This is a genomic window from Heyndrickxia sp. MSNUG (assembly GCF_049532715.1).
Taxonomy (GTDB): domain Bacteria; phylum Bacillota; class Bacilli; order Bacillales; family Cytobacillaceae; genus Mesobacillus.
Genome location: NZ_CP150978.1, coordinates 4,721,933 through 4,748,252, shown reverse-complemented (window position 1 = coordinate 4,748,252; position 26,320 = coordinate 4,721,933). Strand labels below are relative to the sequence as shown.

At 43.5% G+C, this 26,320-nt stretch carries 22 protein-coding genes; 12 read left to right on the top strand and 10 right to left on the bottom strand.

The genetic code is table 11. The features are described 5' to 3' along the window. Positions 1-11: 11 nt before the first annotated feature. Both AABM38_RS23640 and AABM38_RS23635 read right to left on the bottom strand, forming a co-directional pair. Positions 12-389 (bottom strand): VOC family protein, encoded by a 378-nt coding sequence (locus tag AABM38_RS23640; protein ID WP_423408571.1) that lies wholly within the window; start codon positions 387-389, stop codon positions 12-14. Between the two features lie 9 nt (positions 390-398). Next, positions 399-1,274: an alpha/beta fold hydrolase gene (locus AABM38_RS23635; protein WP_423408570.1), complete on the bottom strand. Its 876-nt coding sequence runs from the start codon at positions 1,272-1,274 to the stop codon at positions 399-401. Positions 1,275-1,439: 165 nt separating this feature from the next. On the opposite strand from AABM38_RS23635, the gene AABM38_RS23630 reads away from it, so the two are divergent. From AABM38_RS23630 to AABM38_RS23615, 4 genes are all read left to right on the top strand, one after another. Then, on the top strand, positions 1,440-1,904 hold the full coding sequence (locus AABM38_RS23630) for an HAD family hydrolase (RefSeq protein ID WP_423408569.1): 465 nt from the start codon (positions 1,440-1,442) through the stop codon (positions 1,902-1,904). Positions 1,905-2,409: 505 nt separating this feature from the next. After that, positions 2,410-3,102, top strand: coding sequence for a response regulator transcription factor (locus AABM38_RS23625; protein WP_423408568.1), 693 nt, complete (start codon positions 2,410-2,412; stop codon positions 3,100-3,102). Then, positions 3,080-5,308 (top strand): sensor histidine kinase, encoded by a 2,229-nt coding sequence (locus AABM38_RS23620; protein ID WP_423408567.1) that lies wholly within the window; start codon positions 3,080-3,082, stop codon positions 5,306-5,308. Before AABM38_RS23625 ends, AABM38_RS23620 begins: the two co-directional genes overlap by 23 nt. 360 nt (positions 5,309-5,668) lie before the next feature. Beyond that, on the top strand, positions 5,669-6,874 hold the full coding sequence (locus AABM38_RS23615) for an MFS transporter (RefSeq protein WP_423408566.1): 1,206 nt from the start codon (positions 5,669-5,671) through the stop codon (positions 6,872-6,874). A 21-nt stretch (positions 6,875-6,895) separates the two neighbouring features. Here the strand turns inward: AABM38_RS23615 and AABM38_RS23610 are convergent, their stop codons facing one another. Further along, positions 6,896-7,291 (bottom strand): cytochrome-c oxidase, encoded by a 396-nt coding sequence (locus tag AABM38_RS23610; protein WP_423408565.1) that lies wholly within the window; start codon positions 7,289-7,291, stop codon positions 6,896-6,898. A gap of 285 nt (positions 7,292-7,576) precedes the next feature. Between AABM38_RS23610 and AABM38_RS23605 the strand changes: the two genes are divergently transcribed. Next, positions 7,577-9,868 (top strand): glycoside hydrolase family 65 protein, encoded by a 2,292-nt coding sequence (locus AABM38_RS23605; protein ID WP_423408564.1) that lies wholly within the window; start codon positions 7,577-7,579, stop codon positions 9,866-9,868. A gap of 85 nt (positions 9,869-9,953) precedes the next feature. Next, a complete protein-coding gene (gene pgmB / locus AABM38_RS23600) occupies positions 9,954-10,622 on the top strand; it encodes a beta-phosphoglucomutase (protein WP_423408563.1) in 669 nt (222 codons plus the stop codon). 39 nt (positions 10,623-10,661) lie between these two features. Here pgmB and AABM38_RS23595 read toward each other — a convergent pair whose 3' ends face one another. Then, the gene (locus tag AABM38_RS23595; protein WP_423408562.1) at positions 10,662-11,744 is read right to left on the bottom strand and encodes a hypothetical protein; all 1,083 of its coding nucleotides are present in this window, start codon (positions 11,742-11,744) and stop codon (positions 10,662-10,664) included. 367 nt (positions 11,745-12,111) lie between these two features. Here AABM38_RS23595 and AABM38_RS23590 point away from each other — a divergent pair, with 367 nt between their 5' ends. Then, positions 12,112-13,011 carry an NAD(P)/FAD-dependent oxidoreductase gene (locus AABM38_RS23590; RefSeq protein WP_423408561.1) on the top strand — a complete coding sequence of 300 codons (900 nt, stop codon included), beginning with the start codon at positions 12,112-12,114 and terminating at the stop codon, positions 13,009-13,011. A 383-nt stretch (positions 13,012-13,394) separates the two neighbouring features. On the opposite strand, the gene AABM38_RS23585 is transcribed toward AABM38_RS23590, so the two are convergent. After that, complete coding sequence (locus AABM38_RS23585) at positions 13,395-14,930, bottom strand: FAD-dependent oxidoreductase (protein ID WP_423408560.1); 1,536 nt, start codon at positions 14,928-14,930, stop codon at positions 13,395-13,397. Positions 14,931-15,120: 190 nt separating this feature from the next. Here AABM38_RS23585 and AABM38_RS23580 point away from each other — a divergent pair, with 190 nt between their 5' ends. The 4 genes from AABM38_RS23580 (at position 15,121) to AABM38_RS23565 (ending at position 18,876) form a co-directional block, all read left to right on the top strand. Then, a complete protein-coding gene (locus AABM38_RS23580) occupies positions 15,121-16,473 on the top strand; it encodes a UDP-glucose dehydrogenase family protein (protein WP_423408559.1) in 1,353 nt (450 codons plus the stop codon). A gap of 60 nt (positions 16,474-16,533) precedes the next feature. Further along, positions 16,534-17,010: a Cys-tRNA(Pro) deacylase gene (gene ybaK, locus AABM38_RS23575; RefSeq protein ID WP_423408558.1), complete on the top strand. Its 477-nt coding sequence runs from the start codon at positions 16,534-16,536 to the stop codon at positions 17,008-17,010. Between the two features lie 187 nt (positions 17,011-17,197). Further along, the gene (locus AABM38_RS23570; RefSeq protein ID WP_423408557.1) at positions 17,198-18,292 is read left to right on the top strand and encodes a PRK06851 family protein; all 1,095 of its coding nucleotides are present in this window, start codon (positions 17,198-17,200) and stop codon (positions 18,290-18,292) included. A gap of 59 nt (positions 18,293-18,351) precedes the next feature. Continuing rightward, positions 18,352-18,876: a hypothetical protein gene (locus AABM38_RS23565; RefSeq protein WP_423408556.1), complete on the top strand. Its 525-nt coding sequence runs from the start codon at positions 18,352-18,354 to the stop codon at positions 18,874-18,876. Positions 18,877-18,923: 47 nt separating this feature from the next. Here AABM38_RS23565 and AABM38_RS23560 read toward each other — a convergent pair whose 3' ends face one another. Continuing rightward, positions 18,924-20,288, bottom strand: a complete 1,365-nt coding sequence (locus AABM38_RS23560; protein ID WP_423408555.1) for a YjiH family protein — start codon at positions 20,286-20,288, stop codon at positions 18,924-18,926. Between the two features lie 233 nt (positions 20,289-20,521). Here AABM38_RS23560 and AABM38_RS23555 point away from each other — a divergent pair, with 233 nt between their 5' ends. Further along, on the top strand, positions 20,522-21,010 hold the full coding sequence (locus AABM38_RS23555; protein WP_423408554.1) for a GNAT family N-acetyltransferase: 489 nt from the start codon (positions 20,522-20,524) through the stop codon (positions 21,008-21,010). A 500-nt stretch (positions 21,011-21,510) separates the two neighbouring features. On the opposite strand, the gene AABM38_RS23550 is transcribed toward AABM38_RS23555, so the two are convergent. From AABM38_RS23550 to AABM38_RS23535, 4 genes are all read right to left on the bottom strand, one after another. Beyond that, positions 21,511-23,169, bottom strand: coding sequence for a glycoside hydrolase family 13 protein (locus tag AABM38_RS23550; RefSeq protein ID WP_423408553.1), 1,659 nt, complete (start codon positions 23,167-23,169; stop codon positions 21,511-21,513). A gap of 114 nt (positions 23,170-23,283) precedes the next feature. Then, the gene (locus tag AABM38_RS23545; RefSeq protein ID WP_423408552.1) at positions 23,284-24,315 is read right to left on the bottom strand and encodes a LacI family DNA-binding transcriptional regulator; all 1,032 of its coding nucleotides are present in this window, start codon (positions 24,313-24,315) and stop codon (positions 23,284-23,286) included. Between the two features lie 42 nt (positions 24,316-24,357). Then, positions 24,358-25,179, bottom strand: a complete 822-nt coding sequence (locus AABM38_RS23540; RefSeq protein ID WP_423408551.1) for a carbohydrate ABC transporter permease — start codon at positions 25,177-25,179, stop codon at positions 24,358-24,360. Then, on the bottom strand, positions 25,179-26,039 hold the full coding sequence (locus tag AABM38_RS23535) for a carbohydrate ABC transporter permease (protein WP_423408550.1): 861 nt from the start codon (positions 26,037-26,039) through the stop codon (positions 25,179-25,181). The genes AABM38_RS23540 and AABM38_RS23535 overlap by 1 nt, the downstream gene beginning before the upstream one ends. Between the last annotated feature and the right edge of the window lie 281 nt (positions 26,040-26,320).

Sequence of the window (26,320 nt, the reverse complement as noted above, 5' to 3'; positions counted from 1 at the left end):
TCCTTTCTTATTTAAGCCATTACCTCGCTGATGAACGCTAGGACATTGTCTTCGGTATCTCTAAAGAATGTCATCCATGTCTCTGTCTGGCCCACTTTAGCCACAACATGTGGTTCGTCTAAAAAGCTTACTCCCTTTGCGAGCAATTCCTCGTACTTTTCATTCATCTTTTCCACCTGAAAATAAATGACCGAACTCGGGTGGGCAAATTGTTCGTTTTCTGGAATGCTGAGGAGAAGACGGACACCATCACAGTCAAAGAAAGCCATCGTCTCTGTGTTGAATAAAAGCCGAAGCCCTAATTGCTCCTGATAAAAAGGAATAGCTCGATCTAAGTTTTTTACAGGTATACCGATTTGGCCGATTTTTTGGATAGGATTATTGCTCATTGTTACCTCCTAAAGATAATGTTTTGTAAGAAACAATTTAATGTCACTGTCTATTTTCGCGAGGTCTTCGGCTGATGGAAAATGCCCCATTGTATATTGCTTTAATTCTAATTGGTTCCCGAAAAGTCCTGCTGCTTTCTGGGAAATTTTCCTTTCTGGGAAAAAGATGTCCTCAGTCCCAGTGATGACGAGTGTCGGAGCATGATAATCTTTCAGTTCCTGTGCAGACGTAAGCTTGGGCATTTCATCCTCTAAGCTCACGTATTTAAAAATACTGCCGATAATCCCCTCATCCATGTCATTCATACTGCTTCTCGACATCGCATTTGCAATTTTCCTTAAGTTTTTAGCAGACCCGTTCATTTTATAAAATAACATCGGCACAAGGATTTCCTTGATCATTTGCGCTTTTGATCCAAGGCAGATTCCTGCTGGCGCAACGAGTACCGCACACTGGATCTTTTCCGGCATAAAAGCGGCCAGCCGGAGGATGATGCCCCCGCCGTATGAAGGACCAATAAAAGCACATTTTTCAATCTGATAATGCGCCATTAAATCTTCAACCCAATTCGCGAAACTTTGATCTGAAGCAGAAATTCTCGCTTCGTCACTATAGCCTGGATGTCCAATGGTATCAGGTGCATAAATCTTGTAATCTGTTAACAAACCCTTGAACCAGGATAAGGTCATCGGATTGATACAATTTCCTCCCTGAAAGATAAACAACGGCTTCCCATCTGTTCTGCCCAATTTAAGGACATGCGTTTTTCCGAAACGTGTATCCACATACTCCCGATCAATCGGCAGATCAAACTGAGTCAGGTAATGTTCGTATTGACTGAGGATGTGTTCTTTTCCTTCTTTGCTTTTATAAATTGTGGCCATTGGTTTAGTACTCCTTCATTTATGTTTTCAAATATTTATATGTAATAAATTAACAAAACTACTTGTTTTATAATATTACTTTAGTACTAGTAAAATATCTCGTTTTTTCTGAAGTTAAAGGAGAGTGTATAATAATTTTTAAAATATAGTTACTGGAGGAAAGCCATGCTGACTTTTACTATTCCTGGCAGAGAACAGCTTGAAATAAAGCATTTAGTCTTGGATTTTAACGGCACGATTGCAGTGGACGGGGAGTTAATTAGTGGGGTGGAAGACAGGATCCATCTTTTAAGCAAACAGCTGGAGATCCATGTTATCACTGCAGATACCAATGGCAGCGTCGTGAATCAATGCAGTGAGCTGTCTATATCGGTTCATGTTCTCCGTTCAGGAGATCATACAAAGGAAAAAGGAGAATTTGTGCGGAGTTTGGCTGGCGCGGTCTGTATAGGAAATGGAGCTAATGATGCTGCGATGTTTGAAGAAGCAGATGTCAGCATCGCGGTGATCGGCAATGAAGGCTGCGCAACCTCTACACTCTTGAAAAGCGATATGATCGTTCATAATATTAACGAGGCATTCGATTTATTGTTAAAACCAAACCGAATCATTGCTACTTTGCGAAAATAAAGTGTTTGTCAGCTGGAAGGGTTGGATTTTTTACACTTTTAATGTAAATAAACTATTATAATCTGAAGCTTTGCTCTCAAGTTTTCTGGATTCCGCAAAAAGAGGGGATCATTCCGCGAAAACCCATCTTTATTCCGCGAAAAACCCACTTCATTCCGCAACTTTTTGTCGAAATCCCGCGAACTGGAAATTATCAATGATTTTTTCCAGTTGGATAGGGAGTGATTCAACCAATTGGAAACTCAAGTTACAAAAAAGACTCATCACGCCAGGCTGAGTCTTTTAAGCTTATTTAATCTTCTTCAGTCCGTCCCATTTTGTCTCCTATCTTTCTATTCATAAAAATACCTTTTCTCACACTTCATATAAGAATATATAATAGATTCACACACACCGCTTTTTCCATTATTAAGAAAATCTTAAGATTTATCGTCGGTGAATGTTAAGGTTCGCCGTCTAGAATAGAAAACATCAAAGCTTGCCTTTGTGGAAAGGAGGTTTTCACGTGGAACAATACAATGTGCTTGTGGTTGACGATGAAAAAGAAATACGCGATGCAATTGAAATTTATTTAAAGAATGAAGGAATCAAAGTCATCAAGGCTGCCGACGGGATTGAGGCGATTGAAAAACTCAATGAGCAGCCCGTTCACTTGATCGTCCTTGATGTGATGATGCCGCGACAGGATGGGATTACGACTACTTTCCGGATTCGCGAAGACAAGAATATTCCGATTATCATCCTGAGCGCGAAAAGTGAGGATACGGATAAAATTCTCGGTCTTCAGGTTGGTGCCGATGATTATGTGACGAAGCCGTTCAATCCGCTCGAACTGATTGCCAGGGTGAAATCGCAGCTGAGGCGGTATGTCACGCTGGGTACATACGAAGGGAAATCAAAGGTGATTGACCTGAACGGGCTGACTCTCGACCAGTCATCAAAGGAAGTTACCGCACATGGGGAAATGGTTAAGCTGACGCCGATCGAGTACAAGATCATCGAACTGCTGATGACGAACGCAGGCAGAGTATTTTCAATCAACGATATTTATGAACGTGTCTGGAAGGAACCAAGCTACAATGCTGAGAACACGGTAGCCGTCCATATCCGGAAAATCCGTGAAAAAATAGAAATCGATCCGAAGAATCCGAGGTTTTTAAAGGTGGTGTGGGGCATTGGATATAAAATCGAAAAGTAAGTATCTTGTTGTCATTTGGGCTTTGCTCGTATCATTTGGGCTTAGCGGATTGTTTTCTGCCTTTACGAATGGCAGTCAGTTTTTGCAGGGAGATTACGTTAAATCTGGAGAATATGGCTATCAAATGGGGCGATTCGTCAGCCTGCTGAATGTCTATAAACTGAACAGCATGTCTAAAGAAGAAATGAAGAAAAAAATTACCGTTTCCGATGAAGAAATTGAAGAACACCGCACACGCTATGGAAATCTTGGAGAGCAAATTTCGAATATCAATATGCAATATGAACAGCAGATCCAGGATGCTAAGGACAGCGGAAATAAAACGGTTGAGACAGCACTAACGAAAGAAAGAGATACAAAAATCGCTGATATTACCGAAAACTTCAACAGTGATGAACATGTACGGGCCAAAATTGTGAAGGAAAAAGAGAAACGTGTAGATGAATTTTATCAGGAGCTGGAGAAGTATCGCCGGCAATTTGCAAACTTGGAGCGTGCGTATAAGTATCATTTGGAGGACGCTGATACGGGAGAGGTATTTACGAACCTTAATCTTAAAGAGGGTGATTCCTTATCGGATTATATGAACAGCAAAGAAATGTACTTTGTTCAGGATTACAGTGATATCCAGGACATTTATGGGTATACAGGAAGCTATGAGGAATTCATGCCTTACAATGAGGTCGCTGAGGCGATCCTGATGAATCAAAACAGGAATTTCATAGGGAAGATCGGACTGTCTAAAAATGCTCCAGCCAACCTTCAGGCAATCGGTGATTATAAATATTTTCAAAAACGCCAGGTGCTTTTCATTGGATATATGATTGCCAGTCTCGGGGCGCTGATTGCTGCTTATATTATCGCAAGGCGCAAACTAGCTATTGTTTTTGGAACGTTTGAAAATTTCAAGCCGGTTTACGCGAAAGTTCCGCTCGATGTGAGATTTGGCGTCATGCTTGCGACAGCTGGTTTCTTCCTGCTTTCCTTGACTCTGATCAGCGAGCAGTTTGTATATTACAATTCTGATATCTTCTCGTCGCTGATTGAGCTATTGATCAGCATGGCAGCTGCAGCCGCATTGCTTGCATTTGGCTTGATGCAGCTGAAAACAATGGCTGAATACCGAAATGACTTCGCAAAGCTAAAAGACGACTCGAAAAAGAGTTTAGTGTTTAAAGTCTATCAGGCAATTTTAGATGCCTTCCTCATCTGGAGCATCGGATTTCAACTGATTGTGCTGATGGGATTTGTGTTCTTTCTTGGGATGCTAGCCGTGACCGCCATCTATGATCCGGGATTCATTGTGATTTTTGGCCTGGCCTCGGTGGTAATAGGGCTTCCGCTTCTCATCATTATCATGAAAAAGGCAGGCTATTTTAATAAGATTCTATTGAATACTGAGGAGCTTGCTGCCGGGAAAATGGGCAGTGATCTCCCGGTAAAAGGCAAATCCGTCCTTGCAAGGCATGCAGCTGACATCAACACATTGAGAAACTCTGTGAAGGTTTCGCACAAGGAGCAGGCAAAGAGCGAGCGTCTGAAAACGGAGCTGATCACAAATGTAAGCCATGACTTAAGGACGCCGCTAACTTCGATCATCACCTATACGGAGCTTTTGAAAACGCCTGACTTAGCGCCAGAGGATCGTGACTCCTATATTGAGATTCTCGACCGTAAGTCAAAGCGATTAAAGGTTTTAATTGATGACTTATTCGAGGCAACGAAAATGGCGAGCGGCAACATCGAGCTGCGCAAGGATAGAGTGGATCTTATCCAGCTCTTGCAGCAGGCACTTGCGGAGCACAACGAAGCTTTAAGCCAATCATCACTGCATTTGCGCGTGTCCCAGCCTGACCATCCAGTTTACGCATTTGTCGATGGCCAGAAGCTATGGCGAGTGTTTGATAACCTGATCGGCAACATTCTCAAGTATTCTCTTGAGAATTCAAGAGTGTATATTTCGGTGAAAGCTGAGCAGGACCAGGCTGTGCTTACCTTTAAAAATGTGACGAAATACGAGCTTGGTGAGGATTTGGATGAGTTGTTCGAACGCTTCAAACGAGGAGACCAATCGCGCCACACGGATGGGTCCGGCCTCGGGCTCGCGATCGCGAAATCGATCGTGGATCTGCATGAAGGCACACTCGATATTGAAGTCGATGGCGATTTGTTCAAGGTAACCGTCATTTTGGATAAAATGAGTTGATTTTATGATCCTCTTGCAGCGTTTTAGCAGGGGGATTTTTGTTTGGAAAAAGCTATTGATAAGTGGAATCAGCGAGCATTAGATTCATTTTACTGAAATTTAAAGTGAAATTTTCTTCGCTGAAAATAATTTGGCGAAGTTCAAAACTATTCTGGCGAAAATTAAGTTATTTGGCTAAATTGCCATATAATCTGGCGAACTCGAAATAATCATCGTTAATTTCAAATTTTAAATAGAGAAAACTTTATCATGACTACTGTAAAGACACGTGCTAATATAGAAGAGCAGAAGAGATATTATGTTAAAAATATCAAATTAAGGGAAACTACTTGTATCGTTGCAATGAAGCAGGAGGGCAATATGAAAAAAACTCAGGAGATTTCAGAGAAAAAGCTTCTTGGCATTGCTGGTCTGGGCTGGATGTTTGACGCAATGGATGTGGGGATTTTGTCATTTATCATTGCGGCGCTGAAGGTGGACTGGGATTTGTCTGTCCAGGAGATGGGCTGGATTGGCAGTGTAAATTCAATTGGGATGGCAGTCGGAGCGCTTGTATTCGGTTTGCTTGCTGACAGGATTGGAAGGAAAAATGTCTTTATCATAACGTTATTGCTATTCTCTGTCGGCAGCGGACTTTCGGCTATGGCCACGACTTTGTCATTCTTTTTGCTGCTGCGGTTTTTTATTGGGATGGGACTCGGGGGAGAACTGCCGGTCGCCTCAACTTTGGTATCCGAAAGCGTCCCTGCTGAAAAGCGCGGGCGCGTCGTCGTCCTGCTGGAGAGTTTTTGGGCAGGAGGCTGGCTTGTAGCGGCGCTGATTTCTTACTTTATCATTCCGAGGTTTGGCTGGCAGATGGCCTTAATCTTAAGTGCACTGCCTGCACTATATGCACTGTATCTCCGTATGAACCTTCCGGATTCACCGCGCTTCCTGGCGGTTGAAAAGAAGGAAAGGTTGACCATCATGGAGAGCATTGCAGAAGTATGGTCAAAAGAGCATGTCAAAAAAACGTCGATGCTATGGATTCTATGGTTCAGTGTCGTGTTTTCCTATTATGGAATGTTCCTTTGGCTGCCAAGCGTGATGGTGATGAAAGGTTTCACGCTAATCAAGAGCTTCCAATATGTATTGATCATGACTCTCGCGCAGCTGCCGGGTTATTTTACAGCGGCCTGGCTGATTGAAAAAGCAGGCAGGAAGTTTGTGCTGGTAGTCTATCTGATTGGAACTGCGCTCAGCGCCTATTTCTTCGGCTCGGCAGATTCCCTTGCGCTCTTGATTACGGCTGGAATCCTGTTGTCATTCTTTAACCTCGGAGCGTGGGGCGCGTTGTATGCCTATACACCAGAACAGTACCCAACTACAATCCGCGGATCAGGAGCAGGGATGGCTGCATCTTTTGGGCGGATTGGCGGAATTCTCGGGCCATTAATGGTTCCTTATTTATCAGCTCAAGGTATCTCGATTACGATGATTTTCACGATCTTCTGCATCTCCATTTTGATTGGAGCAGCAGCGGTCTGGCTATGGGGCAAGGAAACGAAACAAACTGAACTCGCTTAAATAAAAAAGTTCGCCTGAGATTCAGGCGAACTTTTTTAGTACCAAAAATTCCGCTTTTACATGCTTAAATACATTTACTGCAAATAAAATTCCGCCTAGTACGACGACGAGAGAACCAATAATCGCAAATGCAGTGAAGACACCATTTTCCGTTAGCATGACAAGGGTTATGCCTCCCTGCATGACTGGTACTCCAAGGTTGTGAAGCCAAAAGTGGATGGTGGCCAGCTTGCTGCTTCCTGCTGCAGGATAAAGATGATAAATAGTCCCGAATAAGGCCATAGACACCCAGCCAAGCAGATTTAAGTGAGCATGTACCGATGCAAGTGAAAAATCATGCCTGATTCCCATAACGATTCCTAGAATAATAGCAATTACAAAATAGACCGCGGCCACTTTGAAAAACCTTGCACTCATAAGATTACCTCCTTTCTTTATAGTTCTTTTAGATTATATAAGATTTTTAATAAAATATAACAAATTTACCATAAAAATGGGGTACTCCCTCCGTATAAAGATTTTTAAAATATTGAATGTTTACTTTCATAAAGGTCATAGGACTAACTTCACAGATTACAATAGTAAAATAATAATTAATTTTATTTGACACAAAATTAACACCAATGGTTTTACCATTTTTCAAGAAATTCATGATATAATAGTGCAAACGTTTGTACAACTTCTTAAAGGGAGATAAAAGCTATGAAAAGATTATTTGAAATCGATAGCTGGAAAATCATCGAAACTGAATTGCATAAGGAAGATTTCCGACTTGCTGAAAGCATCATGAGCCTGGGGAATGGCCATATGGGCATGCGCGGAAATTTTGAAGAAACATATACTGGAGACTTCCACCGCGGCTCATATATCGCAGGTGTTTGGTTCCCTGACAAGACTCGTGTGGGCTGGTGGAAAAATGGTTACCCACATTACTTCGGCAAGGTAATTAACTCAACTAATTTTATCGGCGTAAAAGTATTAGTTGATGGAGAAGAACTTGACCTTCATAAGGCAGAAGTGAAGGAATATTATCGTGAGCTGGATATGCAGCATGGTGTGCTGACAAGGAAGTTCGCTATTGTCCAGAATGGCAAGGAAACTGAAGTGGAAGCAGTGCGTTTCTTATCCGTTGCTGATCGTGAATTAGCCGCAATTTCTTATTCCGTAACTGCTAAAAACTATAATGGAAACGTTACCTTTATTCCATATTTGGATGGGGACGTTCGTAACGAAGATTCTAACTATGAAGAAGACTTTTGGTATGAAGTGAGCAAGGATGCATCGGAATTCGCTGGCAGCCTTGTCATGAAGACAATTGACAATCCATTCGGCACGCCAACTTTCCAGGTAGCGACAACTATGCAAACGGTTGTCAACGTTGAAGCAGCAAAAGTGGAAGTGAACGAAAAGGATGAATATGTAGAAAATGTTATTGAAGTAAAAGCGGAGCAGGAACAAACTGTAACCCTTTACAAGTATGTCGCTGTTACAACAGACCGTGATTATGAAGCGGATGAGCTTGTTTTAAAAGGCCGCGAAGTACTTGACCGTGCTGTCGAAAAAGGCTTCGATCAGCTATTGGAAGAGCACAAAAAAGGCTGGCTGAGCCGCTGGGAAATCGCAGATGTGGAAATTTCAGGGGATGATGAAGCACAGCAAGGAATCCGCTTCAACTTGTTCCAGCTGTTCTCGACTTACTATGGGGAAGACTCCCGTCTGAACATTGGACCCAAAGGCTTCACAGGCGAAAAGTATGGCGGAGCGACATACTGGGATACTGAAGCATATGCGATCCCGCTTTACCTTTCAACTGCTGAGTCCGAGGTCGCCCGCAACCTGCTTATCTATCGCCATAACCAGCTTGATGGTGCCTATCACAATGCGAAGCAGCAGGGACTGCAGGGAGCGCTTTATCCGATGGTTACTTTTACAGGCGTGGAGTGCCACAATGAGTGGGAAATCACGTTTGAAGAGATCCACCGTAACGGCGCGATTGCTTATGCGATCTATAACTATGTGAATTACACTGGAGATAAAAACTATCTTCATGAATATGGTATTGATGTGCTGACAGGGATTTCCCGTTTCTGGGCAGACCGCGTCCACTTCAACAAGTTCAAGAATGTGTATATGATGCATGGAGTTACTGGGCCGAACGAATATGAAAACAATGTGAACAACAACTGGTACACAAATCGCATCGCTGTATGGACACTGCGTTATACGCTCGAAGTCATCGATTTCTTGAAGCAAAACGGTCATGAGGGCCGCCTTGCTGGACTTGAATTCACAGATGAAGAGCTTGCAAAATGGCAGGATATCATCAACAGAATGTACTTCCCGTATGATGAAGAAAGAGGCGTATTTATCCAGCACGATACATTCCTTGATAAAGATTTAAAGACAGTTGTTGAGCTGTCAGCCGAAGATCGACCAATCAACCAGAACTGGTCATGGGATAAGATCCTTCGCAGCTGCTTCATCAAGCAGGCGGACGTTCTTCAGGGCTTGTATTTCTTCAACCACGAGTTCACGGAAGAAGAGAAGCGCCGCAACTTTGAATTCTATGAGCCGATGACGGTCCATGAATCTTCATTGTCTCCAAGTATCCACGCAGTTTTGGCTGCAGAGCTTGGCATGGAAGAGAAGGCGTACGAAATGTACAACCGCACGGCGCGCCTTGACCTTGATAACTACAACAATGACACTGAAGATGGCTTGCATATCACAAGCATGACAGGTGCATGGCTGGGGATTGTCCAGGGCTTTGCAGGCATGCGCACGGCTGAAGGCACATTGTCATTTGCGCCGTTTATTCCTAAGGCATGGAATCAGTACAGCTTCAATATCATCTTCCGCGATCACTATGTAAAAGTGGAAGTGAACCAGGAAAACGTCGTTCTTTCCCAGCAAGGTCCGGAGCTTGCTATGAACCTTTATGGTGAGGAAATTACGATTCCTGCAAATGGCGAGCTTTCTGTAAAATTGAAATAAAAGTATGGGAGATCTTTGGGTTGCCAGGGGTCTCCCTCTACATGGTTTCGGGAATTGCATTGCATAGAAAGAAAGGAGTTTTAACATGACAAGACCACTCAAAGCGTTCATTTTCGACCTAGATGGCGTCATTACAGATACAGCTGAATATCATTTCTTAGCATGGAAAGCACTCGCTGAGGATTTGGGCATCACGTTTACCCGCGAGGATAACGAGGAGCTTAAGGGCGTGTCTCGTATGGATTCTCTTGAAAAAATCCTTGTGATTGGCGGCAGAGAAAATGATTTTTCTGCAGAAGAAAAAGAGGCGCTAGCTGACAAGAAAAACGATCACTATTTAACGCTGATTCAGAACATCACTCCAACAGACCTTTTGCCGGCAATCAAGGAATTGATTACAGAAATTAAGGCAAATGGCCTTAAGCTGGGCCTTGCATCTGCAAGCAAAAACGCGTTCACAGTAATGGAGTCACTTGGAATGAAATCCGAGTTCAATATTATCGTCGACGCCAAGACAGTCGTGAATGGCAAGCCTCATCCTGAAGTATTCCTTCGAGCTGCCGAAATGCTTGGCGTGGAGCCAGAAGCATGTATCGGTGTCGAGGATGCAGCAGCAGGCGTGCAGGCGATCAAAGGCGCTGGCATGTACGCAGTCGCAGTTGGACCTATGGAAAGCTTCGAGAACGCTGACCTTGTATATGACAGCACAGCTGAGCTATCATTTGAGAAAATCTTAGAAGAATATAATGGTTAATGATTTTTACCTGCAACAACTGTCAAAAAAGCGATCACTCTATAAAGAATGATCGCTTTTTTCTGTCGTTAATGCTTTATGCATTTCCTCATAAAACTCTGCTGGCTCATCGACATTCAGCACAATCCTCGACACTTTCCGCTTCAAGCCATACATGAAATGGATATCCTGCGGTTCATGTAACATGATTTCAAATGCCGGCTTTTCCACGATGAAATCAGCGACTCGGGCATCATAAAGTTCATCCATTTCTTTCCGGGTGAATTTTTCCGGTCCGTCAAAGTGTTTAAATTCTTTTATGTTGTTTAATGGAAGATGCATGCTCTTTGAGAATCCGGTCTGCAGAAGCAAATGATCGTCTGTCAGCAAGTACGGAGTAAGGCGAGTCGCCTGAATCTCAGCAAGGAAATAAAGAATGCCATATATATTTAAGAACAACAAAATGTAAGCAACAATGGCATTCCAGCTATGCAGGTAGTAGTGCAGTCCGATCGACTCGATGGCAATCGCGTGGATCAGCATGATGTAGACAGCATTTGCGCTTGTTTTTTTATGATAGGTAAAAGCCTGGCCGCTGGTAATATGGATTTTCTTTTTCCAGGAGAAGAGTGCGTAATGGAACAAGGAAAACTCTGTTGTGAAAATTAGCGCTGTCTTGTTACCAGGTAAATGTTTTTCAACGGCGTTCTTCACATTAAAGAGGAAAAATGAGCTTTGCCTGCTTAAGCTTTTGTACTCTTTTAAAAGCTTTGGCAGTCTGGTGATCACGGTGTAGACGATATACAGCTCAAGCAGCAGGAATGCCCCTTCAGAAACCATCAGCAAGTAGGGAAGGAAGGAGTAATCCGATAGATGCTGTTGAGGGACAATAAAGTAAGCGGCAGCAAAACCAGCAAAAATTACAATACCTAGATTTTTGAGTGAATACCGTTTACGGATGATCATGAAGTAGGTCAGAAGAGGCAATATGATCAGTAAATCAAGAAATGATCCTAAGACGGCGCCTTCTGGAATTGGACCAAACATAGAGGTTCGATAAAGCGTGTAGTTGGATAGCAGGATCAATGAGGCTAAACATACATAAAGCAGGATTTTTGGTTTTTTTACCATTTTATTTGTCATAAATATCCACCTCACTTTAATTATAACTCAATTTATAGTGCTAAGGTTAAATATTGTGTGAGTTTGACACAAGTAGATGGTGTGGTGATTTTCCAGTGGAATGGAAAACGTAGAGATTATGAGACGTTTTGTAGAAATAATCGATAAAAACGTAGAAATTAAAAAGGTAACCGTAGAAATTATCTATAAAACTGTAGAAATTAATCCCCTTTTCGTAGAAATTAATCTAAAAGGAGCAGAATTCAACAGACATGTAATACAGAAATAATGAACATGTTGGACTTTTAAGTTGCAAATACCGGATTACCCCTCCTGGAAAAGGGAATTATGCTACTATGATTCTTTTTATAAGGGACGGTGTAATGAAATGTATGATTGTCTAATTATCGGCGCCGGGATTGCGGGATTGCAAGCAGCGATTCAGCTCGGCCGTTATAATCATAAAACCATGGTGCTTGATGCGGGAGATGGACGATCAGCCATTTGCCACAGCTACCACAACATCCTTGGTTATCCTGATGGAATCAGCGGACCGAAGTTGAGGGAAATCGGCCGCCAGCAAGCTGAAAGTCTCGGTGTCGAGTTCATTATAGGTAAGGCTGCCAAGGCTAGAAAAACAAATGATGGATTTGAAATTGAGTCTGAAAGCGGTGAAATTTACAAAGCGAAAAGGCTGCTGCTTGCTACAGGGATAATGGACCGGATTCCGCCATTCCCGGATTTGATGCCGGCCCTCGGTAACAGTGTCTATGTCTGTCCGGATTGTGACGGGTATGAAGTGAAGGATAAATCCACGATTGTGATGGGAGCAGGAAATGTCGGGGCTAATATGGCACTGACTCTAAGCTATTTTTCCAATAAGATCACGTATGTGAATCACGAACGAACAGAAGTGAATGAAGAAAAGAAGGCTGCTATGCAGGAAAAGGGAATTCAGTATGTCGATGGGCCAATCGAAAGGGTTTTAGCAGATGGACCAGGTTTCAGGGGAGTCATCCTTTCAAATGGGGAGCAGATCTTATCTGAACGCGGCTTTATTGCCTTCGGAGGAAATGAAGTGAAGTCGCAGCTCGCACAGCAGCTTGGCGTAGAACTTCATGAAAACAAGCATGTCCTTGTTGATCCGCGTACAAAAATGACGAATGTGGAGCATGTCTGGGCCGCAGGAGACGTCGTCGCCCATTCAGAACAAGTCACCATTGCGATGGGCGATGGGATGCAGGCAAGCATCTGGATCCATAAGACGCTTCTGGAGGAAAAAAAGTAACGTTTTTCGTTAAAAAAGAATGTGAAAACTTATTTTCCTGCTTAGCAGGGTGATTTTTTCAAAATCAGGATACTTTATGTCCGTTAATTAACTGGCAGAAGCGCTTTTTTTAAAGTAATGGGGACTTTGAATTACTAGTAAAGACGGCTTATTACTTGTAAGATGCGTTTTATTACTTGTAATGTGAGGTTTATTACTTGTAATGGGAAGTTTATTACTAGTAGTTTGCAATTTATTACTAGTAATATGCGCTGTTTTACTAGTAAGCGTAAGTGTTATTAAGGCGTATTACTTTTTCAAGAAGCGGATCATTTAACAGAAGGAAGCTTTATGTAAGCGATCAGGCAAAAAGCCGCCACTCTAACCAGAATGGCGGCTTTACCTTATTCTAAATCCACTTTCTCCAATGGCAGCTCGGCCGGACCTTCGATAACATCTCCTTTATAGGAGAAGCGTGAGCCATGGCAAGGGCAGTCCCAGCTGCGTTCGCCGTTATTCCACTTCAGTTCGCAGCCCATATGCGTGCAGGTGGTGTCGACGACGTGCAGCTGTCCGTTTTCGTCGCGATATGCTCCTGCTCGTTTTTCATTTACCGTAACGACCGCGCCTTCTTCCTTCTCAAGGCTCTCTGGAGTGGTGGATGGGCGGTCGAATTTGCCTTTAATCAATTCCTTCGCAACAGTGGCATTATCGGCTACGAAGGTAGCAATGTCAGGATTGGCATGGAATCTTTGCGGTTCAAATAGATCCTTGTATGGGTTGTCCCTTTTCAAAACAAGGTCTGTCATCAAAAGAGCTGCATTGATTCCATTCGTCATGCCCCATTTGTTGTAGCCTGTTGCGACAAAAATGTTCTCCGTGCTGGATGAGTATTTTCCGACGAATGGGATTTTATCTAGCGTCGTTGGGTCCTGTGCAGACCAGCGGAACGGAATTTCTTTTATGCCGAATGTTTGTGAAGCAAACGCTTCAAGTGCTTCATAATACTGATGAGTGTTTTCTTCCTGGCCAGTAATATGGCTGTCGCCGCCAAACAGGACAAGCTTTTCGCCATTCCAATCTGTGAAGCGAAGCGACCTGGTCGGGGTCTCAGCGTTGATGTACATGCCGCCCGGATATTCTTTTTCAGTCTTGACCGCAAGTACATACGAGCGCTTCACTTGCATGCGCGAAAAGTAAAATCCTTTTAAATCGTAAAAAGGAAAATGCGAGCTGATGATCAATTGATTGCAGTGTACCCTATGGTTGTCTCTGGTCGTTATAACTGGCTCATCGCCTTCTTCCATATCGACAGCTGTTGTGTTTTCGTAGATTTGCCCGCCCATTTCAATGAAACGTTCAACTAAATGCTTCAAAAATTTGAGAGGGTGGAACTGTGCCTGATTGCGCATGACGACAGCTGCTTTTGCTTCTACCGGAATTGGAATCTCGGAAACATACTCGCCGCCAGTAACGCCCAGCTTTTCATATGCCTTAAATTCCTGGAGCAGCTTCTCCATTTCTTTTTCGGAATTTGTGTAGATGTATGCGTCCTCTTCGGTTAAATCACAATCAATCTGTTCATCTTTCACGAGCTTTTTGACAAATTGCATGGCCTCATAGTTCGCTTGATAGTACAGGCGCGCTTTTTCCTCGCCAAAATGACTGATCAGTTCGTCATAAATGAGCCCATGTTGCGGGGTGACCTTTGCCGTTGTATGGCCAGTTGTTCCATTCAAAATCGTGCCTGCTTCTATCAGGACGACCTGGACTCCTGCCTTTGCCAGCAGGTAGGCTGAGGTCAAGCCTGTAATACCTCCACCTACTACTGCCACATCAACATTCAAATCCTCCTGCAGTTTTGGGAAAGAGGGAAGCTCTGCTGTTTTACGCCAAAAAGGCTCAGGAAAACGTGGTAATCTGGAATTGAATTCGTTCATCAACAATCCTCCTTAAAAATCTTCATAATAACTAATTTTTCCTTTTAAGTGAAAAAACATGTACGGTAACTATTTTTCTATTACCCTGCTCGTATGCGAGGCAGACAAGTTTTTACCAAATTGGGCGGAATAAAGGGTAAATGCTGTCTGTCATGATAAAATAAGGACATTAGAGCAAGGGAGGGCCAATATGGAAATCACAGTTGTCGGAACAGGGTATGTTGGCCTTGTGACGGGAGTTTGTTTTGCTGAAGTAGGCTACAATGTAACGTGTTTTGATATAGATGAAAAGAAAATAAGGTCTCTTTCTGGAGGGCAGTGCCCGATATATGAGCCGGGCCTCGAGTCTATGCTCCAAAAAAATCTCGAAGCGGGAAGGCTCCATTTTACCGCTGATGTCCAAACAGCTTATAAAAACGCTGATTATATTTTTGTTGCTGTAGGAACACCGGAAAATGAAGACGGATCGGCGAATCTTGAATATTTGGAAGCAGCGATAGCGGACATTCGTGCCCATTTAGTTCAAGAGGCGATTATTGTCATCAAAAGTACAGTTCCTGTAGGGACAAACCAAAGAATAGCCGGGTTATTAAAAAAGCAGATCCCGAAAGGCCTGAAGGTAGATGTTGTTTCGAATCCGGAGTTCCTGCGTGAAGGTTCCGGAATCCTGGATACTTTCCATGCAGACCGGATCGTCATCGGTGCGGGTGACCGTGAGTCGGGCGGCAAGGTTGCAAGGATTTATGAACCATTTGGTTTGCCTGTGCTGCAGACGGATGTCCGCAGTGCGGAGCTTATCAAATATGCTTCGAATGCCTTTCTGGCGACAAAAATCAGTTTTATCAATGAAGTGGCCAATCTTTGTGAACACACTGGCGCCAATATCGAGGATGTGGCGAAGGGGATGGGCATGGACCAGCGGATCGGCAGCCAGTTTTTAAAAGCGGGAATTGGCTACGGCGGCTCGTGTTTCCCAAAGGATACAAAGGCGCTGGAAAAGCTGACACAGTACTATCAGTACGATTTTAAAATACTGAGGTCTGTCATCGAGGTGAACAGCAGGCAAAAACAGCAGCTGTTTGTGAAGGCAAAAGAGATGTTGGGACCCTTGAAGGGGAAGCGTGCCGCAGTGCTGGGTACCGCATTCAAACCGCATACGGATGATATACGGGAAGCCCCGGCAATGGAGTTGATCGCTCAGCTGTTGGGGGAGGGTGCAGACATGTCGGTCTATGATCCAGCCGCTATGAAAAAAGTAGAAGAGATTTACGGAAGCAGGCTTTATTACGCGGAAAATGTGGATGCTGCCGTCAAGGGAGCAGATGTTACTTTTATCATGACAGAATGGCCGCAAATCACCGGTTATGATGTAAAAAGGTTCAAATTATTCATGCGTCGGCCCGTAATCTTTGACGGCAGGAATTGCTATGACCTCCAAATGGCTGAAAAAGCTGGCCTAACGTATATATCAGTCGGAAGGAAGCCGGTAAGTGCAAATCATCAAGAAGATAGCCTTGAGAGTGGCACGGTGGTGCAGGATTGAACACCTCTGCCTGTATAAGGTAAAATTATCCTAAGAACCTTCAGTTTAGGAGGAAAAGGGATGGCTAAGCTAAAAACGAATGCGATGAGAATCCTTGATACGCAAAAGGTGCAGTATGAGATTCTCACCTATGATGCGAATGACGGAAAAATAGACGGTGTCGCCGTTGCCGGAAAGATCGGCAAAGATCCCGCACAGGTATACAAAACACTTGTCGCAGTGGGGGCAAGCAAGAATCTATATGTCTTCATCATTCCTGTTGAAGCGGAACTGGACCTGAAGAAGGCGGCCAGAGAAGCGGGCGAAAAGAATGTGGAGATGCTGCCGGTCAAGGACATCCAAAAGTTCACAGGCTATATCCGTGGCGGCTGTTCGCCTATTGGCATGAAGAAGAACTATCCAACTTTCCTGGATGTAAGTGCCCAGAGTCTTGAAACGATGATCGTTAGCGCCGGAAAGATTGGCTTTCAGGTTGAGCTGGCACCTGAAGAGCTTTTAAAGGCTGCAACTGGTAAATATGCACCAATAATAAAATAATGATGACCACAGTATACATTGCTGTGGTTTTTTTATTTTTCTTTTAGAGATAAAAATCCCTGAATAGAGCTTTCCCCGGGAAATATACATCCTCTATAGGCATTCACCCAGCCTATTCGCCCTGCATATAGTAATGAGGAAGCGATAACATGCCGTTAGATTGAACGGCTGAAGGGAGTGCGATTAAATGGCTGGGAAAATATTGAATTACTTTGCCGGAGGGAATACGGCGCGCGGATTTTACAATTTATATGAATCGAACCTGCAGGGGTTATCACGATTATTCATTTTGAAGGGCGGCCCCGGAACCGGAAAGTCCTCATTAATGAAAAAAATCGGCAACGAATGGCTTGAAAAGGGCTATGATATTGAATTTCTGCACTGCTCATCAGATAACAAGTCAATTGATGGGGTCATCATTCCTAAATTGAATGCAGGCATCGTCGATGGAACAGCTCCGCATGTCATCGAGCCGAAAGCACCTGGCGCAGTTGAGGAATATGTAAACCTTGGGGAAGCATGGGATTCATGCAAGCTGCAGGAGCATAAAGGAACCATTACGAAGCTGTCTGAGGACATCAGCGAGGCGTTCAACACGGCATACAGCCAATTTGCCGAAGCGTTGAGAATCCATGATGAATGGGAAAAGTTTTATATCGAGAATATGGACTTTGCAAAAGCGAATGAGTTTACGAACCAATTGATCGAAAGGCTATTCGGCCACAACAAATCAGCAGGCGAAGGCAGGGTGCATGATCGCTTCCTCGGAGCAGCGACACCTGTGGGAGCCGTGGATTTTGTCCCTAACCTGACAGAAACAGTCGGCAAGAGGTATTTCATTAAAGGCCGCCCAGGTTCAGGAAAGTCGACCATGCTGAAAAAACTTGCCGCAGAAGCCAAATCACGTGGTTACGATGTCGAGGTGTACCATTGCGGTTTTGACCCGCACAGCCTGGATATGGTCATTGTCCGTGAACTGGACTTTGCCATCTTTGACAGCACAGCTCCGCATGAGTACTTCCCAGAGCGGGAAACAGATGAAATCATCGATATGTATGCCGAACTGATTGCCCCAGGGACAGATGAAAAGTATGCTGCGGAAATCCAGGATGTCGGCAGCAGATACAAAGAGAAGATGAACGAAGCGATTGCTTCTCTGGCAAAAGCAAAAGGACTGCGCGACCAGCTTGAAACCATTTATATAGGTGCAATGGATTTTTCAAAGGTAGATGCGATTGCCAGCCAGATCCAGAAGGAAATCGAAAGCCTGAGTGTACACTAGCACAGAATTGGGCATCTTGCATACATTACAAGGAAAACATCTAGAGAGGGGAATTGAGTTTGAATTATTACAACTTCTACCCATATGGACAATACCAGCATGATGATGAAGATTATGGTTATTACCAAAATGAAGTGTACCCGCAATATGACGCAAGGGTATTTCCAGGAATGGGCGGAGGCTTCCCATTCCCAGGAGGAGGCCCAGGCGGAGGATTTCCGGGTGGTGGACCGGGTGGCGGCTTTCCAGGCGGAGGCCCGGGTGGTGGATTTCCAGGCGGAGGCTTCCCTGGAGGCCCAGGCGGACCAGGAGGAGGACAGCAAGGCGGAGGAGCTCCAACATCACCGCCGCCATCTTTCATCCCTCAAGAATCCCAGGCATCAGCCTTTGCTGTTGATCCAGGCGGCATCAGAAGGTGTATGTACCGATACACGTATGTTTGGCTGAACAATGGCAATAGCTTTTGGTTTTTTCCAACCTTTGTCGGACGGAATTCAGTTGCTGGCTGGCGATGGAGACGCCGCAGGGGATGGGTGTACTTCGGTATTGATCTGAGACAAATCCGGTCATTCCAGTGTTTCTAGTGAGAACAAAAAGAGAGCCCCTTAATCAGGAGCTCTCTTTCGTGATTTTAAAAAATCATATGTGCGACAAAGACGATAATGGGCAATGTCACAAATGTGCGCTGGATGAAAATGATGAACAATTCACCGAAGCTCACTGGAATCTTGGATCCGAGCAGCAATCCGCCAACCTCGGACATATAAATCAATTGAGTAACTGAAACTGCCGCAATGATGAAGCGTGTCATGGGGCTTCCGATTTCTGCCCCAATTACCGAAGGAAGGAACATATCAGCAAAACCAACGATCAGTGTTTCAGAAGCAGCCTTCGCTTCTGGGACTTGCATAAGCTCGAGCAGCGGGATGAAAGGCAATCCGAGCCATTGGAATACAGGTGTATATTCAGCGACAATCAAGGCAAGTGTGCCAAGCGCCATGACGATCGGAGCGACACCCATCCACATATCAAGGATGTTTTTAGCACCCTCTGTAAAGAAATTGGAAAGGCTTTTGTTTTTGCTTGCTTTATCAAGTGCCTGTGTCATACCCCAAGAATACGGAGTGTAGCCTTGAGGGATTTTTTCTTCAGAATAATCGTCAGGCCTCTCTACAAAAAATGTATCAGCCTTTCTTGATAATGGAGGGATTCTCGGAATAATAATCGCTGCGATCACGCCAGCTCCAGTTACCGTTAAATAAAAAGGCACAAACATTTTGGCCAGGCCGACCTGGGAGATGACAACGAGACTAAAGGTAATGGATACTACTGAAAAAGTAGTTCCAATCACAGCTGCTTCTCTCTTTGTATAATAGCCCTCTTCATACTGCTTGCTTGTAAGCAGGACTCCGATTGTCCCGTCACCAAGCCATGAAGCCAGGCAGTCAATTGAGGAGCGTCCAGGCAAATTGAAAATGGGACGCATGAACTTTGTCAGCAAGGTGCCGCACAGTTCAAGCAGACCGAAGTTCAACAGCAGCGGCAGGAATAATCCTGCAAATAAGAATACTGAGAAAAGGATGGGCAGGAGGTCATTGAGCAATAGCCCTCCCGTATTTTCTGACCAAACCGCTTCTGGGCCAATTTGAAATAAAGTCATAACCGCAAAAATAGCCCCTGAAATTCTGGCAATCAGCCAGATTGCAGGTACATCGAATAATGCTTTAATTAATGGATTGCGATTCAATATTTGTGGCCTGATGGTTTTTACCATAACGGTCCCGATTAGTGTCAATATGATAATCCCAGTCATGATTGCCGGAAGGAAGTCCGCCAGCAGATTCTGTATCAATCCTGATAAAACAGCGATTGGTATCGTAATTTCTCCCTTATAGGAGATCGGTATCATAAAAAAGAAAATCCCAATCAATGATGGGATGATGAATGTTAAGAGATCTCCAACAGAGGCTCTTCTTTTCTTCAGAGTTTTTTCCAAAACAAGTTCACCCTTATATTACATATTTATAAACAAGGAATCATTTTAATACATAAATCCTGTTTTGCCAATGATTTTCTGGACCCAATTCCTTCCTGAGTTATATTCAAGTTATGCTATCAGGTTAAACAGGAAAGTCTTATTTACTAAGGAATTCTCTTGTTCCCGCAGGAATTTCCTGCTAGAAGCTGGAATCTTATTTCTTGATAAGATTTTTAGCGAGGAGAACGGAGATGAACGTTACATTAGAAAAAATAGGATTGGATCAGCAAAAAATCCTTCGTAATCTCTATTCATTGTATCTTCACGATTTATCTGCCTATGCAAATGGACTGCAGATATGTGAGGATGGGAGCTTTGAATTTGATTCGTTTTCCCTTATCTGGGAAAGGGAAGGTCTCTTGCCATATTTAATAAAAGCAGACGATCATCTGGCAGGCTTTATCCTGCTGCTGGAAGCCCCTTTGACGAAAAGAGTGGATAAAGTGATAAATGATTTTTTTATCTTGAATCCTTACCGCGGAAAGGGAGTCGCTAAAGCTGCAGCCCTAAGGGTCTTTGACGAGCACAAAGGAAGCTATTATATTTCACAGCTCAGCAAGAACGAGCCAGCAGTCCGTTTTTGGAATAAGATTTATCAACTGCTTGAATTGGATTTGGATGAAGTGGAAGAAGTTCAGGATGGGGAGGAAGTAGTGTATCAGACATTCGTCATTGAGTAGTTGGGAATCAAAAAGACGAAGCAGAGCGGAAATCAACTGACGTTAATCATTTATAATAAGAGGGTGTTCAAAGACTTTTGGGGCACCCTTTTAGTTAGTCGAGAGATTTAGGAATTAAAATAAAAATTGAAAAAAAATCTTGGTTTTTTCCAGTTTGCGGGATTTCGAAAAAATTTTGCGGAAATAACGTGGACTTTCGCGGAATTACTTGCTGTTTTCGCGGAATACCTTCTTTGACTTTGAATTTACACTTTATAAAAGGTGAGAATTTTCTATTTTTCTAGTATTTTTACTTAAAACACCATGGACAATATCATTAATCTATAAAAAAATCCCCGGTTTTATAAAAAACCGGGGATTTTCATCATTTTATCTATCTTGGTGAGCCAGATTTATAGCCTTAAGCCCTGAATGGTCATAGCCCTTTTATTCCGACAACCTTTTTTTACAGTCTAAAAAAGGTGTCCCAATATACATTGGTGACACCCTCAAAAAAATGACTATTTCACATAGACTCTCGTTTCAAAAGGTTTTAACGTGAAGGATGTAACTTGTGCGTGCTGTTCTACCTCATGATTGCTTAGCAATAGCTTGCTTGCATCAAGCACGAAGCCATCATATTCAAACGTTGCTGGCTCACCGGAAAGGTTTGAAATCACGATTGCTTGCTCAGCGTCCAGTGTCCTTGTGTACGCGTAGATTTGCTCATGGTCTTCAAGAATCAAATCGTACGTTCCATAAGTGAATACTTCGTGTTCCTTCTTCATCTCGATCATTTTTTTATAAAAATGGAGAATGGAATCAGGGTCGGCAAGCTGTTGCTCGACGTTAACACTTGGATAATTTGGATTCATGCCAAGCCAAGGGTTGCCAGTAGTGAAGCCTGCATTCTCAGCTGATGACCATTGCATAGGGGTACGAGAGTTATCACGGCTCGTTGCCCAGATGAATTCCATGATTTCTTCATGGGAAACGCCATTTTCACGGCGGATTTTATAAAGATTCTTGATCGCTACATCATCATAATCATCAATGGAAGGGAACTGGACATTCGTCATACCGATTTCCTGGCCTTGATAGATGAATGGTGTACCCTGCATCAAGAAGTACATGGATGCGAGCGCAGTCGCGCTTTCACGCCAGTATTCCTTATCATTTCCCCATGTTGAAACAATGCGAGCTTTGTCATGGTTTTCAATGAAAAGCGCATTCCAGCCTTTGCCTTCTAGGCCTTTTTGCCAGCGGGTGAATACCTTCTTCAATTTTGCAAGGTCAAGTGCCTTCTTTTCAGAATCCCAAAGATCAAGATGTTCAAACTGGAAAACCATATTGAACTTGCCGTTTTCTTCTCCTACCCAAAGGTCCGCTTCCTCGATGCTGACTCCATTAGCTTCACCGACTGTCATGATGTCATATTTAGAGAAGGTTTCCTGCTTCAGTTCCTCAAGATATTGCTGGATTCCATCTACATTCATATGCTTATCGAATGAAGAGACATACTGAAGACCTTCAGGGTTCGGCATGTCCTTAAGTCCGTCTTCTTTTTTGATATGGCTGATCGCGTCTACACGGAATCCGTCGATACCTTTATCAAGCCACCAGTTGATCATGTCATACAAAGCTGTACGGACTTCTTGGTTCTCCCAGTTCAGGTCAGGCTGCTTGCGTGAGAAAATATGCAGGAAGTATTGGTGAGTTGCTTCATCATATTCCCAAGCAGATCCGCCGAAAATGCTCTCCCAATTGTTTGGTTCTGCACCATCTTTGCCATCGCGCCAGATATACCAATCGCGTTTCGGGCTGTCTTTTGACTCGCGAGATTCAAGGAACCAGGCGTGCTCATCGCTCGTATGGTTAATGACAAGGTCGATGATCAGCTTCATGCCGCGTTTATGTGTTTCTTTTAACAGTTGGTCGAAGTCTTCCATCGTACCGAATTCGTCCATAATATCCTGGTAATCGCTGATATCATAGCCATTATCATCATTAGGGGATTTGTACATCGGGCAAATCCAGATCACATCGATGCCCAAATCCTTCAAGTAATCAAGTTTCGAAATCATTCCTTTTAAATCGCCAATACCATCGCCGTTTGAATCCATGAAGCTTCTAGGATATACCTGATAGGCGACCGCTTCTTTCCACCACGTATGTTTCATTTGAACCCTCATTTCTTTGTAAAAAACCTGATGTATCCAGTCATTTTACTTTAAAAGTTTTGCGCTGCCAAGGTGAGTTGGCTTTTCCGGTCTAACTTCACCGGACTGTATGAATTACAGTTTAGCTCCGATAGCACTGCATGATTTTCGCTCGACCATTTTAGCGGGAATCGTGATCCGCTTAGGAAGAGCTTTTGGATTTTTAATGATCTCTATTAAACAGTTAGCTGCTTCAAAGCCCAACTGAAAGATATCGATGTTCACGGACGTCAGCTGCGGCTTCATATGCTCTGTGAGCGGCACATCATTAAAGCTCACAATTGAAATCTCTTCTGGCATCTTGATATTCAGTTCCTCTGAATAACTCATGAGCTCAATGGCCATAAAATCATCTGCCACAACAAGTGCAGTAGGCGGTTCATGAGAAGAAAGGAAATTGGTAATGCCTTCTTTTCCTTCTGATTTTAAGCATTTCTCATGAATAATATACGTTTCGTCATAGGGGATACCAGCTTCATGGAGGGCTTGTTTATATCCTTCAAGCCTGTCGATTGTAAAGACGTAATCAAAATTGACTCCGATAAAAGCAATTCTTCTATGGCCAAGTTTGATCAAATAATCTGTTACCTGTTTCGTTATATAAATATTGTCATTATCTACATACGTAATTCGTTCAGCGTTCTTGTATGGCCGGCCTATGACGGTGAAAGGGAAATTCTCTTCCAGTAAATATTTCATAATCCTGTCATCTGTTTTCGAATAAAGAAGGATGATGCCGTCGACTCTGCGGCCCTGGACCATGGAAATAACCTGTTCGAAAATTTCATCATCCGTAATGCCTGTCGTTAAATACACCCCGAATTTATCTTCGTGTGCTTTCATGCTGATTCCCCTGAGCACTTCAGGGAAGAATGGGTTTTGCAGTGCCTGGGTAGCCGAATTGGGCATGACGATGCCGATTGCTTCGGTACTCCTGACAACCAGACTTCGAGCTTGGAAATTAGGGTGGTATCCCAGCCTCTTCATCTCTTTTCGTACACGCTTCTTGGTTTCTTCACTAATATGAGGATGATCGGCTATCACCCTGGAAACGGTCGAAGGTGACACAGCGGCTGCCTTTGCTACATCTTTAATTGTGACTGCCATTGGTCGTCTCTCCCTATACGATCGATTGTTCGTGCAAGACAATTATTTTACGGAACCCTCTGATACTCCCTTGATGATTTGCTTTTGAAGGAAGAAGTAAATAATGATGACCGGAATGATCGCGATCGTTAGACCTGCCAGAGCCAAATGCCATTGCTTTGTGTATTCTCCGAAGAAGAAGAACATTTTTAGCGGAATGGTTTCCATTCCTTGCTGGTTGATGACCAGGGAAGGAAGCAGGTAATCGTTCCAGATCCAGATGATATTCAGGATTGCGACTGTTACAGAAACTGGTTTTAACATCGGGAAAATGATGTACCAGAAAATCTGGAATCGGTTCGCACCGTCAATTGTTGCCGCTTCATCAAGTGACTTTGAAATCCCGCTCAATGTTCCATGATAAAGGAAGATCGACAAGCTTGCGCCAAAGCCAAGATACATGAAGATCAGTCCGGCTCTGTTAAGCATTTCAACTTTTCCAAAAATCGAAACCAATGGAATCATGACCGATTGGAAAGGGATGAGCATCGCAGCTACAAAAAGCATGAAGATGATTCCGCTCGTTTTTCCGCCTTTTCTGGATAGAGCATATGCAGCCATCGACGAGAAGACAATGATGACAGCAACGGCCAGCACCGTAATCAATACGGAATTAAAGAAGGTTTTGATAAAATCGAGACGTTCAAAAGCAACCGTATAGTTCTCGAATGTAAAAACATCTGGAAGCTTTATTGTATCTTCAAACATTTCTCTTTTTGTTTTAAAAGAGTTGACGATCATCAGATAAAACGGGGAAAGCCAGATCAGCGCCAAAATGATGCCGAGAATTTCTAAGATGATTCTGCTTTGCTTTTTCTTCTTCATTACATCTCGACCTCCCGTTTTTTATTGATGTAAACCTGTGTCAATGAAATGACTGCAACGATCAAGAAGAAAATGACTGCTTTTGCCTGAGCGAAAGCCATCGCGTTTACAACGAACGCTGTCTTGAAAATTTCCATCGCCACCATCTGGGTGGAGTTGTATGGTCCGCCGCCCGTAAGCGATAGGTTCTGGTCATAAAGCTTGAAAGAATTCGATAATGTTAGGAACAAGCTGACTGTGAATGCCGGCATAACCAGCGGGAACGTGACGTGATAAAAACGCTGGAAGCTGTTCGCGCCGTCAATTTCAGCTGCTTCAAGCAATTCCTGCGGAACCCCTTCAAGGAATGAGATGTAAATGACCATGATATAACCGGCCATTTGCCAGCTCATCAGGATCGCCATTGCCCAGAATCCCGTTTCGGTTGTCGATAACCAGCCTTGCAAGCCTTCAATTCCAAGTATCTCGCCGACGCTGGCGAAAACTTTTGTGAAAATGAACTGCCAGATGAAACCTAAGATCAGTCCGCCGATAAGGTTCGGCATGAAGAAAATTGTTCTAAGGATATTGTTCGTTTTGAATTTTTGCGTCACAAGCAACGCTAAAGAGAGGCCAAAAAAGTTGATTAGAAACACTGAGACAACGGTGAATTTAGTGGTGAACCACAACGCATCCTTAAATTCTTCCTCAGCAAATAAGGCTTTATAATGTTCAAGGCCTACAAATGATGGTGTCTTAATCCCGTTCCAATCAGTAAATGAGTAATACACTCCGTATGCTAGCGGCAGAATCACAACTACAGCAAGCGCGAACAATGCTGGAGCCAGGAAAAGCCAGTACCAGAGATTCCGGTTACGCATCTGTAAATCCTCCTGTCTATGTAATGCCCGGGAAGGGATTACACGTTTTTAGTAAAAAATTCATTGTAGTGCAAACGTTTGTACAAACTATTTTTCTTGTTATTTAACTTCTAGAAAAAAAGGTAGGAAACAAAACAGCCAAAGCCGTTCTGTTTCCTCTTTTGAAAGATAAGAAAGTATAAAATTCACTTCGAGAAATGTCCTGCTCCAGCGCCTAGCCCCTCGAGCCGCTTGTCTAGTTTCGCCTCCTAGAAACTCCGAAACTTCAACTCCGCCGGCAG